Source organism: Halostella salina, from assembly GCF_003675855.1.
GTDB classification, from domain to species: domain Archaea; phylum Halobacteriota; class Halobacteria; order Halobacteriales; family Natronoarchaeaceae; genus Halostella; species Halostella salina.
Map to the genome: position 1 here is coordinate 340,818 of NZ_RCIH01000003.1, position 16,855 is coordinate 357,672.

The 16,855-nt window shown below is 69.6% G+C and carries 21 protein-coding genes; 8 read left to right on the top strand and 13 right to left on the bottom strand.

Going from position 1 to position 16,855, the window contains the following annotated elements:
- Positions 1–14: 14 nt before the first annotated feature.
- On the bottom strand, positions 15–644 hold the full coding sequence (locus D8896_RS07810) for a fibrillarin-like rRNA/tRNA 2'-O-methyltransferase (protein WP_121821530.1): 630 nt from the start codon (positions 642–644) through the stop codon (positions 15–17).
- Entirely contained in the window at positions 641–1,480 is an 840-nt protein-coding gene (locus D8896_RS07815; protein WP_121821531.1) for an NOP5/NOP56 family protein, read from the bottom strand. The genes D8896_RS07810 and D8896_RS07815 overlap by 4 nt, the downstream gene beginning before the upstream one ends.
- Before the next feature lie 124 nt (positions 1,481–1,604).
- Between D8896_RS07815 and D8896_RS19305 the strand changes: the two genes are divergently transcribed.
- Positions 1,605–1,754, top strand: a complete 150-nt coding sequence (locus D8896_RS19305) for a DUF7331 family protein (RefSeq protein WP_162991498.1) — start codon at positions 1,605–1,607, stop codon at positions 1,752–1,754.
- Positions 1,755–1,788: 34 nt separating this feature from the next.
- Here the strand turns inward: D8896_RS19305 and D8896_RS07820 are convergent, their stop codons facing one another.
- Complete coding sequence (locus D8896_RS07820) at positions 1,789–2,172, bottom strand: PaaI family thioesterase (RefSeq protein ID WP_121821532.1); 384 nt, start codon at positions 2,170–2,172, stop codon at positions 1,789–1,791.
- A 96-nt stretch (positions 2,173–2,268) separates the two neighbouring features.
- On the opposite strand from D8896_RS07820, the gene D8896_RS07825 reads away from it, so the two are divergent.
- Positions 2,269–2,505 carry a CopG family ribbon-helix-helix protein gene (locus D8896_RS07825; protein ID WP_121821533.1) on the top strand — a complete coding sequence of 79 codons (237 nt, stop codon included), beginning with the start codon at positions 2,269–2,271 and terminating at the stop codon, positions 2,503–2,505.
- A gap of 11 nt (positions 2,506–2,516) precedes the next feature.
- Here the strand turns inward: D8896_RS07825 and D8896_RS07830 are convergent, their stop codons facing one another.
- Together D8896_RS07830 and D8896_RS07835 are read right to left on the bottom strand one after the other, a co-directional pair.
- Positions 2,517–3,389, bottom strand: a complete 873-nt coding sequence (locus tag D8896_RS07830; RefSeq protein WP_121821534.1) for an amidohydrolase family protein — start codon at positions 3,387–3,389, stop codon at positions 2,517–2,519.
- Between the two features lie 38 nt (positions 3,390–3,427).
- Positions 3,428–4,399 carry an alpha/beta hydrolase gene (locus tag D8896_RS07835; RefSeq protein ID WP_121821535.1) on the bottom strand — a complete coding sequence of 324 codons (972 nt, stop codon included), beginning with the start codon at positions 4,397–4,399 and terminating at the stop codon, positions 3,428–3,430.
- A gap of 61 nt (positions 4,400–4,460) precedes the next feature.
- Between D8896_RS07835 and kynU the strand changes: the two genes are divergently transcribed.
- Complete coding sequence (gene kynU, locus D8896_RS07840; RefSeq protein ID WP_121821536.1) at positions 4,461–5,741, top strand: kynureninase; 1,281 nt, start codon at positions 4,461–4,463, stop codon at positions 5,739–5,741.
- 24 nt (positions 5,742–5,765) lie between these two features.
- Here kynU and D8896_RS07845 read toward each other — a convergent pair whose 3' ends face one another.
- The 3 genes from D8896_RS07845 to D8896_RS07855 form a co-directional block, all read right to left on the bottom strand.
- Positions 5,766–6,410, bottom strand: coding sequence for a DUF6517 family protein (locus D8896_RS07845; protein WP_121821537.1), 645 nt, complete (start codon positions 6,408–6,410; stop codon positions 5,766–5,768).
- 78 nt (positions 6,411–6,488) lie between these two features.
- The gene (cysS, locus tag D8896_RS07850; protein WP_121821538.1) at positions 6,489–7,973 is read right to left on the bottom strand and encodes a cysteine--tRNA ligase; all 1,485 of its coding nucleotides are present in this window, start codon (positions 7,971–7,973) and stop codon (positions 6,489–6,491) included.
- Between the two features lie 82 nt (positions 7,974–8,055).
- Complete coding sequence (locus tag D8896_RS07855; RefSeq protein ID WP_121821539.1) at positions 8,056–8,556, bottom strand: DUF7523 family protein; 501 nt, start codon at positions 8,554–8,556, stop codon at positions 8,056–8,058.
- Between the two features lie 136 nt (positions 8,557–8,692).
- On the opposite strand from D8896_RS07855, the gene D8896_RS07860 reads away from it, so the two are divergent.
- The 3 genes from D8896_RS07860 (at position 8,693) to D8896_RS07870 (ending at position 10,335) form a co-directional block, all read left to right on the top strand.
- The gene (locus D8896_RS07860; protein ID WP_121821540.1) at positions 8,693–9,565 is read left to right on the top strand and encodes a CbiX/SirB N-terminal domain-containing protein; all 873 of its coding nucleotides are present in this window, start codon (positions 8,693–8,695) and stop codon (positions 9,563–9,565) included.
- Positions 9,566–9,655: 90 nt separating this feature from the next.
- On the top strand, positions 9,656–10,021 hold the full coding sequence (locus D8896_RS07865; protein ID WP_121821541.1) for an ArsR/SmtB family transcription factor: 366 nt from the start codon (positions 9,656–9,658) through the stop codon (positions 10,019–10,021).
- Between the two features lie 2 nt (positions 10,022–10,023).
- The gene (locus D8896_RS07870) at positions 10,024–10,335 is read left to right on the top strand and encodes a DUF7521 family protein (protein ID WP_121821542.1); all 312 of its coding nucleotides are present in this window, start codon (positions 10,024–10,026) and stop codon (positions 10,333–10,335) included.
- Here the strand turns inward: D8896_RS07870 and D8896_RS07875 are convergent.
- Both D8896_RS07875 and D8896_RS07880 read right to left on the bottom strand, forming a co-directional pair.
- Positions 10,248–11,558 carry a LolA family protein gene (locus tag D8896_RS07875; RefSeq protein ID WP_162991499.1) on the bottom strand — a complete coding sequence of 437 codons (1,311 nt, stop codon included), beginning with the start codon at positions 11,556–11,558 and terminating at the stop codon, positions 10,248–10,250. The genes D8896_RS07870 and D8896_RS07875 overlap by 88 nt on opposite strands.
- A gap of 163 nt (positions 11,559–11,721) precedes the next feature.
- Complete coding sequence (locus D8896_RS07880; RefSeq protein WP_121821544.1) at positions 11,722–12,876, bottom strand: outer membrane lipoprotein-sorting protein; 1,155 nt, start codon at positions 12,874–12,876, stop codon at positions 11,722–11,724.
- Positions 12,877–13,052: 176 nt separating this feature from the next.
- Between D8896_RS07880 and D8896_RS07885 the strand changes: the two genes are divergently transcribed.
- Positions 13,053–14,123 (top strand): DR2241 family protein, encoded by a 1,071-nt coding sequence (locus D8896_RS07885; protein ID WP_121821545.1) that lies wholly within the window; start codon positions 13,053–13,055, stop codon positions 14,121–14,123.
- A 25-nt stretch (positions 14,124–14,148) separates the two neighbouring features.
- On the opposite strand, the gene D8896_RS07890 is transcribed toward D8896_RS07885, so the two are convergent.
- Together D8896_RS07890 and D8896_RS07895 are read right to left on the bottom strand one after the other, a co-directional pair.
- Complete coding sequence (locus D8896_RS07890) at positions 14,149–14,757, bottom strand: DUF7524 family protein (RefSeq protein WP_121821546.1); 609 nt, start codon at positions 14,755–14,757, stop codon at positions 14,149–14,151.
- A gap of 33 nt (positions 14,758–14,790) precedes the next feature.
- Complete coding sequence (locus D8896_RS07895) at positions 14,791–14,985, bottom strand: methytransferase partner Trm112 (RefSeq protein WP_121821547.1); 195 nt, start codon at positions 14,983–14,985, stop codon at positions 14,791–14,793.
- A gap of 118 nt (positions 14,986–15,103) precedes the next feature.
- Between D8896_RS07895 and D8896_RS07900 the strand changes: the two genes are divergently transcribed.
- Positions 15,104–15,469 carry a group I truncated hemoglobin gene (locus D8896_RS07900; protein ID WP_121821548.1) on the top strand — a complete coding sequence of 122 codons (366 nt, stop codon included), beginning with the start codon at positions 15,104–15,106 and terminating at the stop codon, positions 15,467–15,469.
- A gap of 3 nt (positions 15,470–15,472) precedes the next feature.
- On the opposite strand, the gene D8896_RS07905 is transcribed toward D8896_RS07900, so the two are convergent.
- Complete coding sequence (locus tag D8896_RS07905; RefSeq protein WP_121821549.1) at positions 15,473–16,834, bottom strand: adenylosuccinate synthase; 1,362 nt, start codon at positions 16,832–16,834, stop codon at positions 15,473–15,475.
- Positions 16,835–16,855: the final 21 nt, after the last annotated feature.

Consider the following 16,855-nt stretch of genomic DNA (forward strand, 5'->3'; position numbering starts at 1 on the left):
CCGCGCCGCCCGACCTACCGGGGCTGCGCGACGACGCCGAGGTGGTCGTCGTGGAACGGCTCCAGCCGCGCCGTCTCCAGTATGTCGTAGCTCTCCGCCAGTTCCGCTTCCACCGAATCGAACACTGCCGCGGGGTCGCCGGTCACGTCCTCGCTCCGCGCCTTGATCGCGGCGACGAGGCGGCCGTCGTCCGCGAGAAACCGCCGGTTCTCCGCCGCGACGCGGGCCTGTCCGCGCGTCGCAACGTCCTGTACGATCGCGTCCAGGTCCGCCTCCACGACGTGGGCGTACGTCTCCGGCTTCCGGGCGTCCTTCAGGAGCGGAAAGAGCCGGTCCCTGTCCCGCGCCACGTCGAGCAGGTCCCGGGCCGGACGCGCGGCGAACTCGACGGCGTACGTCGGCCCGGCGAAGTCCGCGACGTGGCTCACCGTCGTCCCGCTGGCGGCCCCGAGATACAGCACCGAGTCACCGCCGGCCAGCCCGACGTCCATCCCCTGTTCGAGCATCGCGCCGAGCTTCGACCGGCGGGCGTCCCAGAGCCGCCAGTCGCCGTCGGTCGGCTCGCCGTACACCGGCGTCCCGCGAGTGGCCAGCCGCTCCTCGCCGTCGAACGCGCGGCGCTTGACGCCGTCGGGGAGCGTCATTCGCCGTCACCCCGCGCCCGGATCGCTGCGATGCGCTCGTCCAGTTCCGCGTCCAGTTCGGGCTTGCGCTCGCCGGAGTAGTGGTCCACGCGCGCCGCGATGGTCAGCTTCCCGGCCAGCGCACGGGACGCCGAACCGCGGTGGTCGGGGTCGGTTCCCCGGACGTACTCGTGGGTGTAGATGACCCCGTGCTTCGGCGAACTCGCGTGTCCGCGGAGGTGGGCGAACAGCGCGTCCTCCGCGCCGAGCACCTGTACCGTCCCGCTGGGCATCTTCGCCAGCGACTCCAGCCCGCCGGCGAGCGCGATCAGCCGGGCCGCAAGCACCGGCCCGGCCATCGCCGCGAGGTTTGGCGCGACCACGCCCGCCTGTCGCTCGACGTACTCCCGGAGCGCGTCGCGCTCGTCGACTACCCCCTCGACGCGCTCCGCGAGCGAGACGACCCGTTGCTCCGCGGGGCCGGACGGATCGCGCCCGGCGAGTTCGAGCGCACCGTCGACGCCGGTGCCCGCATCCTCGAACAGCGCACCCGCCCACTCCGCGACGCGTTCGGCCAGTTCGTTTGCGGTACGTTCACAGTCGTCCATGGCGCGGACGGCGTGGACCAGCTGCTGGTCGTCGGCGCGCTCTGCCTCGTCGACAGCTTTGGCCGTCGCCGAGAGCGTTGCCTCCCGGAGCCGGTCGTAGTACTCGTCCTCGTCGGCGACGGCACCGGTCCCGACGGCTCGCGCGGGCCAGTCGTCGGGGCGCTCGGCGGTTCCGTCCCGGACGCGCTCCGCCGCCGCGGCCGCGTCGCCGGCGTCGATCCCGGCGAACCAGCCCTCCGTGTCGGTCATACCCCTCCGTTCGGCGGTGGAGGGTTAAAACCGTGCGACTCGCGGGGCGAACCACCGGTCCGACAGGTCAGGCTGTCCCGGAGACAGCCTTATGTACCGAAGCGCGCCCAGGGACAGGTAGCGAATGGCAGCCGACCAGCAACCCCCCGGTGACGGGACCGTCAACGACAGATACCGCGCTTACGAGACCGACGACGACCGCTTCGTCGTGTACGACGCCGACAACGGCGACGCGTGGATCCACTCCACGGCGTCCGTGGCAGTCGAGCGGTAGCGGTCGCGTTACAGCGATACTCCCTTCCCGCGGCTCATCCCGTCTTGTACACGCCGCGAGCGTCGGCCACGGCCGTCCCGTCGGCGGCGAACACGTCCACGTCCACGACGCCCACGTCGCTCCCGCAGCGCACCACGTCGGCCTCGGCGCGCAGGTCGCCCGTGCCGGCCTCCAGGTAGTCGATCCGCATGTCGATGGTCGGCACCGGCTGGTCGACGAGCGAGACCAAGGCGGCCCCGCCGACGGTGTCGGCGAGCGTGAACGTGACGCCGCCGTGGGCCATCAACTGGTCGGCGTTCCACGACAGCTCCTCGCGCATCTCGATGCGCCCCTCGGCGTGGCCGTCGTCGACCGCGGTCACTTCGACGCCCAGCAGGTCCGCGAAGGGCATCTCCTCGAAGAACGACTCGGTGTCCATGTCGCCGGGTACGGGAACCGCCGGATTAAACGTGTATGATCCGGGCGAGGATTCCGGCAAAGGGTTCATACCCGTCCGGAAAATACCCCTTGCTACATGCCCCGCATCGAAGTGACGCTACCGGACGACGTCGAGGTCCAGCTCGATCAGATGGTCGACCAGGGGGAGTTCGTCAACCGCGACGAGGCGATCGAGGAACTGCTGTCGCTCGGGATCAAGGAACACCAGACCGTCGCCGACACCGAGGAGCGCGGCGAGGTCGGCTTCGAGGAGGAGATGATGGCGACCGACGAGCGCTCGATCGGCGACGACGACGACGGGTACGCGTTCTAACCGACTGCCTTCTAGAGGTCGAGGAACCGTTCGGCGTTCTCCCAGAGGAGCTTCCGCTGGACCTCCTCGGGGAAGTCGAGGTCGGCGAACTGCTCAAGCCACGGCTTCGGCTCGAGCATCGGATAGTCGGTGCCGAACATCACCTTGTCCGACAGCAGCGTCTTCGCGTAGTGGAGCACCTGGTCGTCGATGTAGTTCGGCATCCAGCCCGACAGGTCCATGTACACGTTGCCCTTCTGCTGGCAGATGGCGAGCTGCTCCTTCTCCCACGGGAACGCCGGGTGGGCGATCAGGATCTGCAGGTCCGGGTGCTCGGCGGCCACGTCGTCGATCAGCATCGGGTTCCCGTACTTGATCTTGAGGCCGCGCCCGCCGGGCCCGCACGCGCCGAGCGTGGAGTTGCCCCCGTGGAACACGACGGGGACGCCCAGGTCCTCGATGGTCGCGAACAGCTCCTCGTGTTCCGGGTCGCTCGGGTCGAACCCCTGGGCGATCTGCTGGAACTTGAACCCCGAGAGGTCCAGGTCCTCGACCGCCCGGCGGGCCTCCGCGACGCAGTCGTCCTTGAGCGGGTCGACGGAGGCGAAGCCGACGAAGAAGTCGTCGTGCTCGTCGCGCACCTCGGCGACGTAGTCGTTCGGAACGGGCGGGTTGCCGGTGTTGGTCTCGGCGTCCCATCCGAGCAGGACCGCGCGGCCGACGCCGGCGTCGCGGTACTCCGCGATCATCTCGTCGTAGCCGTGGGTCTCCAGGTCCGTGCCGAAGCGGTCGGCGGCGTCCTGCATCATCTGGCCGCCGGCGTCGTGGAGGAACTCCTCGGTCGGCTGGTGGGCGTGCGTGTCGATCGCCCGCGGTTCGTCGGCGAGGAGGTCGGGAATCGCCATGCGTGGACGCTCGGCGGTGGGGACCAAAAACCCCCGCGTCAGAGCCGCGCCCGGAGCGAGGCCGCGACATCGCCGAACGCCTCGTCGGCGACGGCGGCGTCCTCCGCCAGACTCAGGACCCCGTGGGGGACCGATGGGTAGTGCAGGTGGTCCACGTCGACGCCGGCGTCGTCGAGCGCCTCCGCGTAGTCGGCCCCCTCGTCGCGGAGCGGGTCGTGGCCGCAGGTGACGACCGTCGCGGGCGGCAGGTCGCCGAAGTCGTCAGTCTCGGCGGGCACCGCGTAGGGGTTCGCCCGGTCGACGGAACTCCGGAGGTACTGGTCCCAGAACCACGCAACGTCGCGCCGGGTCAGCAGCGGGCCGTCCGCGTTCTCGGCGTAGGAGCCGCCGGAGTCGTCACCAGTCGCGTCGCCGCCGTCCACACCGCCGTCGAGCGCGGCGTCGTCGACCATCGGGTAGCAGAGCGCCTGCGCCGCGAGGTCGGGACCCCCCTCGTCCCGCGCCCGGAGCGCCGTCGCCGCGGCGAGGTTCCCGCCCGCGCTCGTCCCGGCGACGGCGAGGCGCTCGGGGTCGCCGCCGACCGCCCCGGCGTGCTCGGCGACCCAGCGCAGCGCGGCGTACGCGTCGTCGACCGCCGCCGGGAACGGGTGTTCCGGCGCGAGGCGGTAGTCGACCGAGACGACGACGGCACCGGTCCGGCGGGCGAACTGCCGGCAGATGTCGTCCGACGAGTCGAGGGTCCCGAGCGTCCAGCCCCCGCCGTGGTAGAAGACGACGACCGGCGCAGGCGTCTCGGCGTCGGGGCGGTAGACCCGCAGCGGCAGGTCGCCGCCCGGCCCGTCGACCGCCAGATCCCGGACGAGGTCGACCGGCGGCGGGTCCGCGCCGCCGAACACCTCGTCCTCGATCCGCCGCGCTGCGTCGACCGACAGCGCGTGCCACTCGGGGATCCCCTCCCGCTCGATCCGCTCGACGACCGCGGCGATCGCTCCATCGAGTTCCGTGCGCATCCTGTCGGTCCATCCCGCCGCGGGACAAAGGTACTTGCCCCGGGCGGCCCCTGTGGCGTGCATGGACGAACTGGACGCCGACCCCGCGGTCGCGGAGCGCCGCGACGAGGCGGACCCGATCGCCGGGTTCGCGGAGCGGTTCCACGTCCCCGACGAGCAGATCTACATGGACGGCAACTCGCTCGGGCCGCTCTCGGACGACGCCGAGCGGACGCTCGACCGGGTGGTCGACGAGTGGCGCGAGCGCGGGATCGAGGGGTGGACCGAGGGGGAGCAGCCCTGGTTCCACTACGGCGAGCACCTCGGGGACCGCCTCGCGCCGCTGGTCGGCGCGCGCGAGGACGAGGTGGTCGTCGCCAACTCGACGACGGTGAACGTCCACACGCTGGTCGGCACGTTCCTCGACGCCGCCGACGGCGACGCGGTGATCGTCAACGAACTCGACTTCCCAACGGACCACTACGCGATCCGCGCCCAGCTGCGCCAGTGTGACCTCGACCCCGACGAGAAGCTCGTCGTCGTCGAGAGCCGCGACGGCCGGACGATAGCCGCCGAGGACGTGGTCGCGGCGATGGACGAGCGCGACGACGCCGGCGTCGTATTCATGCCGAGCGTGCTCTACCGGAGCGGCCAGTTGCTCGACGTGGAACGGATCACCCGCGCTGCTCACGACCGCGGCCTGCTGGCCGGCTTCGATCTGGCTCACTCCGTCGGCGTCGTCCCGCACGACCTCTCGGCGGTCGGCGTCGACTTCGCGACGTGGTGTAGCTACAAGTACCTCAACGCCGGCCCCGGCGCGATCGCCGGCCTGTACGTCAACGAGCGCCACTTCGGCGAGACACCGGCGCTCGCCGGCTGGTGGGGCCACGAGAAAGAGACCCAGTTCGACCTGAACATGACCTACACGCCGGCGGACTCCGCGGGCGCATGGCAGACCGGGACGGTGCCGATGCTCTCGGCCGCGCCGCTGGAGGGGTCGCTCGACGTGATCCACGACGCCGGGATCGACGCCGTCCGCGAGAAGTCACTCGAACTCACCGACTACCTCATCGAACTGGTCGACGACGAACTCGCCGCGTACGGTTACGGCGTCGGCACCCCGCGGGAGCACGACCGCCGCGGCGGCCACGTCGCGCTCGAACACGACGACGCCGAGCGGATCAGTCTGGCCCTGCGGGACCGCGGCGTCGTCGTGGACTACCGCCCGCCGAACGTCGTCCGCGTCTGCCCGTCGCCGCTGTACACGTCGTTCCGGGACGTGTACGACGCCGCCGCGCACTGCCGGGACGTTGTCGAGACCGGTGAGTACGAGGCCTACGACGCCGGCGACGACGTGACGTAGCGCGACCGCCGCCGGCGTCAGCCCTCAGTGCTCCAGCCCCTCGACCAGCGCGACGACGTTCTCTTCCTCGTCCAGTTGCCGCGGGTAGACGGCGATCGGAACGACGTAGTCGCCGTCGTGGTCGACCTGCCCGATGTGGATGTACACGTCGACCGTGGTGCCGTCGAGGTCCGCCTGCCCCTCGAACTTCGACAGCGTCACCGTCTCGCCGAGCGTCGACACGTCCGTCGTTCCGACCTCGTCGCCGACCTCCATCCCGCCGTACTTGCCCTGCACCTGCTGGATGAGGTCGCGGTTCGACATCTCCTCGATGGGGTTGAACGTCTCTCCGAGGATCTCGACCTTCGGCGTCGAGAACGCGACGAACACCGCCGCGCGCTGCTCCACGCTGAGGACGGAGACGCTCCGGTCGTACTCGCTCATGTAGTTGACCGCGACGACCTGCCGCTCCTGATTGGCGGCCGAGAACGTCCGGTCTATCTCCATGCGTTCGCTCTCTTGCTCCCCCGCCGCCTCGTACTCCGTCTCCTCCAAGCTGGCGTCGCCCGCCGTCGCCGCCGACGCCTCGAACTCCTGGGCCTCGTTGCCGAGGATGAAGCCGAGACAGCCCGACCCGGCGACGATCGCGCCGGTTACAAGTCCCCCGAACGCTCGTCGTGAGAGTGTCATGGGGGTGGCTTCCCGTCCGGGTGATAAAAGCTTCGTGGCTCGGCCCGACCCCGTTCGGAAATCGACGAGACGGCCCCGCTACCGGCGGAACGTCGGGCCGTCGTCGGCGTCCTCGACGGTGACGCCGAGCGCCTCCAGTTCGTCGCGGAGCTCGTCGGCGCGCTCGTAGTTGCCGGCCTCGCGCTCCCGCTCGCGCAGGTCGAGGACGAGTTCGATCGCCTCGTCGGCGAGGCGGGCGTCGCCGTCGGCCGTCGCGTCGCCGAACGTCAGGCCGAGCACGTCGCCGCCGAACTCGTCGAACGCCTCGACGGCTCGCCGGAGCGCGCGGTAGTCGTACGCGTCGCGGTCGTCGAGGTGCCGGTTGACCGCACCGGCCAGGTCGGTGAGGATCGCCAGCGTCTCCCGGGTGTTGAAGTCGTCGTTCATCGCCGCCGTCGCGTCCGTGCGGGCCGAATCGACGGCCTCGCGCAGGGCCTCGTCCGTCACCTTCGTCCGCGCGTCGACGCCGTCGACCGCCTCGACGGCGCGGTCATAGGCGCGGTCAAGCCGGTCCCAGCGGTCGCGGGCCTCGTCTAAGGTGTCTGCGGAGAACGTCGCGCGGTTGTGGTACGCCGTCGACAGCAGGAACGTTCGGACGACGTTCGCGCCCTCCTCGGCGACCAGGTTCTCGACCGTGGCGAAGTTGCCCAGCGACGAGGACATCTTCTCGCCGGCCGTCTCCAGCAGGCGGACGTGCAGCCAGTAGTTGGCGAACTGCTGGCCCGTGGCGGCCTCGCTCTGTGCGATCTCGTTTTCGTTGTGCGGGAAGACGAGGTCCTGCCCGGCGACGTGGATGTCGATGGTGTCGTCGAGGTGGGTCGTCGACATCGCCGAGCACTCGATGTGCCAGCCGGGACGGCCCTCGCCCCACGGCGAGTCCCACGTCTCTGCGGTCGCGGCCGCCTCCTCGGCGGGGGCCGCTTCGTCGTGCTGGTGCTCGGCGATCTCGTCGGCGTCGACGCCGCCCGCCTTCCACAGCGCGAAGTCGGCCGGGTTGCGTTTCTCGCCGCGGTCCGCATCGGATCCCTGAGCCTCCATCTCCTCGACGTCCTGGTTCGACAGCTTTCCGTATTCGGGGTACTCGGTCACGTCGAAGTAAACGGAGCCGTTCGCCTCGTAGGCGTACCCCTTGTCGATCAGCGTCTCGACCATCTCGATTATCTCCGGGACGTGCTCGGACACCCGGGGGTACACGGTCGCGCGCTTGAGGTTGAGCGATCGCATGTCCCGGAGCGTGTCGGCGACGTAGTGCTCGGCCACGTCGGCCTCGTCGCTCCCGTCCTCGCCGACGCGGGCGACGATCTTCTCGTTCACGTCGGTGAAGTTCTCGACGTGGCGGACGCCGTACCCCTCGTGGTCGAGCCAGCGGTGGATCACGTCGGTGTGCACCCACGCTCTGGCGTGGCCGAGGTGGGCGGGGTCGGAAACCGTCAGGCCACAGAGGTAGAGCAGTACGGAGTCGGGGTCCTGTGGCTCGAACGGCTCCTTCTCGCCCGTGAGCGTGTTCGTCACGCGAAGGGTCATTGCCGACCACTACCCGCCCGCACCCTTTGAAATCGTCGGAACGGCCGCCGTCGCGGTCGCGCTCCCCTCGCGGTTGGATTCGTCACTCCCCCGTCTCGCTCGCCGGCACCGCCTCCAGCGCGGCCTCGACGGTCCGGACGGCGTCCGCGCCCGCCCGCCGCGGCACCGCCACGACGAGCGCGTCGCCGGCCGTCGCCGCGGCCTCCACCGGTACGCCGGCGCTCGCAAGTCGCCGCAGGACGGCGGCCAGCGCCGTCGGGTCGACGTCCCCGGTCGCAAGCACGCCCGTGAGCGACCCGCCGCCGGGCGCGAGCGCGACGCCGCCCGCGACCAGCACCGCGTCGGCGGGGTCGTCGGTCGGCCCGAGGCCGCTTTCCATGGTCACGCGGGCGTCCCGCGACTGCGCCTCCATGGGTGGGAGGTCGTCGGCGTACCGCCGGAGCGCGGTGGCGACGGCGTCCTCGTCCCCCTCAACGTCGAGGAACCGGGCGGTGGCGGTGTAGTTGCAGACGCCGGCCCGAAGCGCGTCGACGAGGAACGGGCGCTTGTCGACCGCCCGGCGCGTTCGTTCGGCGAGTGACATGATCGGCACGGCGCGCTCCGGGGGCAAAAAACCGCCCGCCGTGGCCGCCGGGCGCTCGCGGCCGTGGCGGGCCGCCCGAGCGCCCCGGACCGCCGGGAGCGAAGTCCCTAAGTCGCCACAACCCTTCGATTTTCCCATGCAAGCGCTGGTCATCGTGGCGCACGGCTCGCACCTGAACCCGGGCTCCAGCACGCCGACGTACCGGCACGCCGACACCGTCCGCGAGACGGGCGCGTTCGACGAGGTCCGGACCGGCTTCTGGAAGGAGGAACCGCACTTCCGCGAGGTCCTGCGCACCGTCGAGAGCGACGAGGTGTACGTCGTCCCGCTGTTCATCAGCGAGGGCTACTTCACCGAGGACGTGATCCCCCGCGAACTCCGCGTCGACGACGAGGTCGGACTGGACGACCCCGACCCCGGGTGGGAGCCCCGCGTGGCGACGCCCGAGGACGTGGACAAGACGGTCCACTACTGCGGTCCCGTCGGCACCCACGACGCGATGAGCGACGTGATCGTCCAGCGCGCCGAAAGCGTCACCGGCGACCCGGACGTGGGCGAGGGCTTCGGCCTCGCCGTCGTCGGCCACGGCACCGAACGCAACGAGAACAGCGCGAAGGCGATCTACCACCACGCCGAGCGCATCGGCGAGCGCGACCGCTTCGACGAGGTGAAGGCGCTGTTCATGGACGAGGAGCCGGAGGTCGACGACGTGACCGACTACTTCGAGAGCGACGACGTGGTCGTCGTCCCGCTGTTCATCGCCGACGGCTACCACACGCAGGAGGACATCCCCGAGGATATGGGGATGACCGACGACTACCGCGAGGGGTGGGAGACGCCGACGGAGGTCGACGGCCACCGGATCTGGTACTCCGGGGCGGTCGGCACCGAGGACCTCATGGCCGACGTGGTGCTCGAACGCGCCGAGGAGGCGGGTGCCGACGTGGGCGACGCCGTCGAGGCGGTCCGCGAACTGACGGGCGGCGTCCGGTCGCCGGCGGACGACTGACGGGACCGGACGGCATAGCCCGGGCACGACGTTTTTCTCGTCCTGAATTCGCACGAGGCTTTTAAACGATCCCCGTCCGATCCGGGGGACGTGAGCGAGGACCGTGACCTGGCGGACGTACTCGACGCCCTCAGCGACGAGTACGCCCGGGCGATCCTCGCCGAAACGAGCACCGAGCCGATGTCCGCGAAAACGCTGAGCGAGCGCTGCGACGCGTCCCTCCCGACCGTGTACCGACGCATCGAACGGCTGCAGGAGCACGACCTCGTCACGGAACGGACCCGGATGAAACCTGACGGCGGGCATCACAAGGTGTACACGGCGACGCTGTCCTCGCTCACTATCGACCTCGACGACGGGGAGTACGAGGCCACCGTGGAGCGAACCGACCGTGCGGCGGATCTGGACGCGGACGACGCCGCGGACCGCCTCACCTACATGTGGGAGAACCTCTGACCATGACCATCGCAACGACACCCATCGAGTGGGCCATCCTGGCCGCGTCAGCGGCCTCGACGGCCGTCGGACTGTACGTCGCCTATCAGGCATACCGCGGCTACCGCCGCCACAGCAGCAGGCCGATGCAGTACCTCTCGCTGGGGCTGGTCATCCTGCTCGGGGTGACGTTCGCCTCCGCGTTCGTCGGCTCCCTGCTGCTCCGGGGCGGGGTCGTTCCCGGCGACTATCGGCCCGGCTTCACCCTGCTGGTCAGGCTGCTCCAGCTGCTCGGCGTGGTCTTCATCGCGTACTCCCTGTCGATCCGCTCCTGATCCCCCGACTCTCCACACTCCACCGTCGCCACCACGTCCAGGAGCGTGGACTTGCTGACGTTCTCCCCGTACACGCTGTACCGGTGGCCGCCACACTCCCAGGCGGCGAAGTTGAGCCCGCCGAGTTCGTCGTAGCTCACCGGCCGCCCGTCGGCGACGGCGCGGTTCTCCTCGGTGATCTCGACGATCCCCGTCCGGTTCGACTTCGTCACCGACACCTCCGCGGTGGCGTTGGCGTAGGCGACCTCCACGCTCCGGATCTCGCCGCTCGTCCGGCGGAACGTGTCCGGTTCGAACCCTGACGGCGGCCTCGGCTCAGGCACGGACATCTCGGCGGCCGCCGCGAGCGCCGTCCGTGATTCGTACGTCGTCGTCTCGGGCAGTGTCTGCCGTTCGACGGTGACGTTTTCCGGCGGCTCGAACTCGAACGTGGCGTCGGTCAACCCCGGATCGAACGTGACGTTGGAGTACGTCATCCGGACCCGGTACTGTTCGCCGTCGATCCAGTAGCGCTGGTCGTACTTCAGCGGGTAGTACCGCTCGGCATCGATCCAGAGCTTCTGGGTGACGTTCGTCAGCAGGCTACTGTTGCCCCCCGACAGCGTCCCGTTTAGCATGACCACATGCGTCTCCCGCCCGTCGACCGTGTCCGTCCCGAGGTAGGTCACATCGTACTCGGTGGCGTTGCGTGACGGCTCGCCGACCGGCGGCTCCGTCGTCGCCGGCCCCGACACGACCGGCAGCGGGGAGACGCCGGGGTTCGGGTCCTCGACGTCGGACACGCCGCGCTTGTCGTTTATTCGGGCGAAGATGTCCTCGACTCGCTCGCCCGTCGACGTGCCGTTTCCGAGGGTGTCGGGCAGCTCCTGCCGGGTCGCCGTCCCGGCGTCGTGGTCGTACAGCCACATCGTCGATCCGTTCGCGTAGATCGAGGTCCTGTTACCCGGTCCTTCGATGGTACGCTGGTACAGATACTGGCTGTCGGGGCGCTCTTTGACCGCCATCACGGTCCGGGACGAACTGTTCGGACCCTCGAACTCGGTCGTCACGGTTGCCGAGATGCCGTCTATCGCGGCGTACTGCTCGGAGGCGTTTTCGCCGATGGGGGCCGGCTCCGACGCGCCGGTGTCGCCGCCGAACGCCGCGAACAGCCCGGCGGCGATGATGAACACGGCGAACACGCCGACGACGGCGCGACGGAGGGGGGACTCGGTGAGCGGCATCCGTTCGATACGATCCGACAGAAGCGGCAAAAATGCTTGCATTCAGGGTCGTGACAGGGCGACTGCGTGGTGTCTGGAGGGCCGCGAACGTCAGCGGGACCGGCGGCGTGTTCGAGGCGCCGCCGGCGTCAGTGGGGATGACAGTGGCAGGTTGCTGTCGCGGTCAGTGACACGCCATCGACTCCGCTATCTCGACGAGGCCGTCCTCGTCGAACGGGCCAGTCACCGAGTACGTCCGGCCGTCGCAGGTCCAGCTGACCATCGCGGTGCTACCGAGCTCGTCGTACGCACCCTGCTGGTCGCCGACGGTGACGTTCTCGCCGTTCGTATCGTAGGTGGCGGCGATCTTCGTGACGGTGAACCGGTCGGTGCCGTTCGTGTAGGTGATCGACACCTGTTCGGTGTTCCCCGTCACGGTCATGCCGGATTCGAACTCGTAGCCCGCCGGCACGTCCGGGTCGGGCACCGAGAGGTTCGACGCCGCCGTCAGCGCCTCGCGGGAGTTGTACGTCTCGGTGTCGGGCGTCTCGTACGTCTCGAACGTCACGTCGTCGGGCAGGTCCTCGAACGTGAACGTCGAGTCCGGGAGGTCGGGGTTCAGGGTCACGTTCTCGTACTCGACGGTCGTCGAGACGTTGTATTCGCCGGTCTGTGCGGCGCTCTCGTAGCGGACGGGGAAGTACGTCTCGGCGTCGATCCAGCCGGTCACCTCCACGTCGGTCCCGACGGTGTTGGTCGGGGTGATCGAGACGCGGTAGGTCCGCTCGCCGTCGACCTGCTCTGTCGCCTCGTACTGGAGGCTAGCGTTTTCGAGGCCGCCGAAGGTGGTGCCGAGCGTGCCCTGTGAGGTGCCGCTGCGGTCGTACACCGTCACCGTCGACTCGCTCTCGTCGTAACGCTGCATCGCACTCTCGTTGATGATGGTCACGTCACCGCTGGCCGCTTCGGGCGAGAGCGTCTTGGTGCGGGACTCGCCAGTGTCGAAGCGGGCCCACGTCCGCGTCTCCGTCGTCGTCTCGTTCCCGTCGATGACGTAGGTCATCTCCTGGGTCATCGTGATGCTGTCGAGGCCCGACAGCCGTTCACGGAAGCTTTCGGTCAGCTCCTCGTCGGTCGGCGGCTCGGTCGTCTCGTCGTCGCTTTCGGCAGTCTCGGTGGCCGTCGCTGCCTGTTCGTCCGGGCGTTCCGTCGTCGGGTCGTCCGTCTCGGTCTCCGTGGCCGAGTCGCCGGGGGCGACCGCGCCCAGACAGCCGCTGAGCGCGATCATCCCCACGAGCAGCAGGGCCGGGAGGGAGGACCGAAGTGAGTTGGGGACCATTGCATCTCAACGGTGTCGCTGTACCCCCATAAACCGGACAGCGACGTTTCCCCGTCGGAAGCTCGGGGAAAAACTTAAATACCACATTTGCTGCTCCGATCCTCGCCTCGGCCACTTCCTCATGCCCCAACCGCCGAATGGCCGGGCTTATGCCGCCCCCAGCCTACGGTAAACGTATGCAACCAGAGCAGGTCGAGGCGCTCCGCGAGGCGGCCGGCGAGGGAGTCGAGTGCGACGGACTCGAAGCCGAGCGCGGCGACGACGGCTACCGCTTTGCCGTCCCCGGCGACGAGCGGACCGGCCTGAACGCCGAGGCGTTCGAGGCGGCCGCGCGGGACGCCGCGGCGTACGTCACGAACTGGCACTTCTGGACCCGCGAGGCCCCGACCCACGACGCCCGCCGGGCGTTCCTGCGCTGGCTCGAAGCGGCCGACGAGCACGCCGTGCCGGACCGCTACGAGGCGCTCGCCGACGGCACGGCACGCGGCTGGGGACAGCTTCGCATCACCGTGACGCTCGGCGACGACGGGTGCCGTCGCTACGACCTCCGCCACGAGGCCGATGCGGGGACGCCGGTCGCCGACCTCGACGCGTTCCACGACCCCCGGGACGCCCGCGAACTCGTTACGTTCGACGACCGGGAGCGCTACCGGCCGCTGAAGACCGCGCCGACGCTCCGGACGGGCTGGGCGTTCCCCGACCTCTCCGCGGCTGACCTCGTCGAAACCGTCGGGGTCGTCTACCCGGCGACGGTGGTGAACTGGCACCGCGAACGCGAGGGCGACCTCGACGTGTCCCACTGGCGCGAGACGGCCGAGCGACAGACCGGCATCTACGACATCGTCGACGAACTCGACGCCGAGGCCGTCGACCGCATCGCGGCGAGTTGCTGCGTCGACTCGCAGTGTCTCAAGCGCCGCGAGTGGGACTTCGACGCGGACCACGAACTCGACGCCGACCGGGGCGACGGCGAGTTCCCCTGCCGCGAACCCTGCTCGCTCGTGGTCGCGGCCGCGCGCAAGTGGACCAAACTGGAGGAAGAGGAGCCACACACCTACGAGTTCGAACTCACGCCCAGCGAGAAGGAACAGCTTGAGGCCATCGTCGACGCCGTCGCCGACGGTCGGGTCGACGAGATCCGCGAGGCCGACGTGTACGAGGGTGCGAACCGCTACCGGGCGCGATATCTGCGCGAGAAACTGTTCGACGACGAAGGTCGGCTCGGTGGCGTTCCGACCGAGGAGTAGCCGCCGGGGGTCCGCCGCGCCACGCTCATTCGCGAATCAGCAGGACGCCGGCGACCGCGACGCCCGCGAGCACGACGCCGACGCCCAGCGCCGCGACGACCCCGTCGACCAGCGTCGCGGTGACCGCCGCGACGAGCACGGCGACGCCGGCAAGCGCGGCGACCGGCGCGTTCTCCCGCGCCCGGAGCGCGTCCGATATCTCGGACCCGGTCGTCCCCACATCCTGGGTCTGCTCTGCCGGCTCCGACAGGGTCTCGTCGACCGCCACCGACTCGCCCTCCCCGAGTTCGGCGGTACCGGTCCGTGGCGCGGCCGGCTCGTCGACCGCCACGTCGACGTAGGCCGTCTCCGCGCCGTAGCCGGTGACGACTTTCAGTTTCCCGCTGGCCGGGAGCGCGCCGTCGACGACGCCGACGCTCACGCGTTGCACGGCGTCGGTCTCGACGAAGTGGTTCGTCGCCTCAAGGGTGACGCCGCGTTCCAGCCCCTCCATGAGGTTCAGATGCACGTGCACCGCCCGACCGTGGTTGACCAGTTCCACGTCGAACGGTCCCTCGGTCTCGAACGACGGCGGCTCCGCTCGCACGGAGTGGAGGCCGTCCTCGCTCACGTGGACCGACAGCGTCGGGGGCACGGCTCGACCCACGGAGCGCGACAGGAAAAGTGTTCAGGCCGGTGCTTCGTCGCGCATGTCCGGCGGCAGGAGGTTCGGGATGCCGTCCTCGATCGGGTACGTCTCGCCGCACTCGGTGCAGACCAGCGACCCGTCGACGATCTCGCCGTCCTCGCGTACTTCGTCCTCGAGTTCGAGGTCGTGCTTGTCCATCGGGCAACAGAGTATGTCCATGAGGGATTCCTTCACGACGAACTCACCTGATACCGAATACAACGGACCCCCCGAGGAAAAGCGTGCCGGGTCGCGGCGGGTGGGGCACCGCTTCGGGACAACTTATATTCGCCTCCGCTCGGTCGGAACCGGTATGGGAAACGACCAGACGCTGTACGACGAACTGGGCGGCGAGGCGGCGATCAGCGCCGTCGTCGACGAGTTCTACGACCGCGTTCTCGACGACGACCAGCTCGTCGGCTACTTCGAGGACACCGACATGGACGAGCTTCGGGGCCACCAGACGAAGTTCCTCTCGGCCGTCACGGGCGGCCCGGTCGACTACACCGGCGCGGACATGCGTGCGGCTCACGCCCATCTGGACCTGACCGAGGACGATTTCGTTCGCGTCGCCCAGCATCTGGAGGCGAGCCTGGCCGAGTTCGACGTGCCGGAGGAACACATCGAGACGATCCTCGGCGAAGTGAGCGACCTGAAGGGCGCTATTCTGGCGGACTGACGGTCAGAACGGGCGCTCGACGACGACCGTGTCGTCGCGCCCCGGGCCGACCCCGACGGCGTAGACCGGCGTGTCGAGTTCGTCGCTGACGTACTCCAGATACGCCCGTGCGTTCTCGGGGATCGCCCCGTACCCCTCGGCGGCGACTGCGCTCCAGTCGACCTCCGGCCACCCGTCGAACGTCCGGTAGTTCGGCTCGCACCGGCCCCAGCGTTCGGTCGTGGCGGGAACGCTGTCTCTCTCCTCGCCGTCGAGGTCGTACGTGTGGCCGACCTTCACCTCGTCCAGGCCGGCGAGCACGTCGATGTGATTGACCGCGAGGCCGGTAAACCCGCTCACGCGGGCTGCGTGGCGGAGCATCGGCATGTCGAGCCACCCGACGCGTCGCGGGCGGCCGGTGACGGTGCCGTACTCACCGCCCTCGTCCCGGATGTAGGTGGCGAGTTCCTCCGCCTCGGCGTCGCTGTCGCCGGAGTAGCCCGGCGTCTGCCCCTCGACGCCGGCGAGTTCCGTAGGCAGGGGGCCGGTGCCGACCCGGGAGAGATACGCCTTGACGATGCCGATGACCTCGCCCTGGCCGACGGTGGTGGGTGCGAGGCCCGTCCCGACGCAGGCACCGCCGGCAGTGGGGTTCGAGGAAGTGACGTAAGGGTAGATGCCGTGGTCGATGTCGATGAGGGTCCCCTGTGCGCCCTCCATCATCACGTTCTCGCCGTCCGCGATGCGGTCGGCGAGGAACTCGCCGGCGTTCACGGTCATTCCCTCCTCGGCGAGGCGTTCGCCGTACTCCCGGTAGCTGTCGTAGAGGTGGTCGACGTCGAACGCTTCGCCGGTCTCGATGCCGTACACGTCCTCGGCGAGCGCACGCTTCTGGGGGACGACGTACTCCAGCCGGTCACGGAGCGTGTCGGGGTCGAGCAGGTCGCCGACGCGGACGCCGCGGCGACCCATCTTGTCCTCGTAGGTGGGGCCAATGCCGCGTCCGGTGGTCCCCGCCGCGAGGTCGTCGTCGCTTTTCACGTCCTCCTCGATGCCGTCGAGCACTCGGTGGTACGGGAGGATGACGTGTGCCCGGCGGGCAATGCGGACGTCCGGATCGAGCCCCTTCTCGCGGAGCGTGTCGATCTCCTCGAACAGCGTCGCCGGGTTGACGACACAGCCGTTGCCGAGAACCCCGACCTTCCCGCGGACGGCACCGCTCGGAACGAGCGATAGCTTGTACGTCTCGCCACCGTGAACGACGGTGTGGCCCGCGTTGTCGCCGCCCTGATACCGCGCGACGACGTCGGCCGCGTCGCCGTAGAGGTCGACGACGCCGCCCTTGCCCTCGTCGCCCAGCTGGGCACCGACGATGGTAACGGTCATAACACGGGTCGATTCACCCTT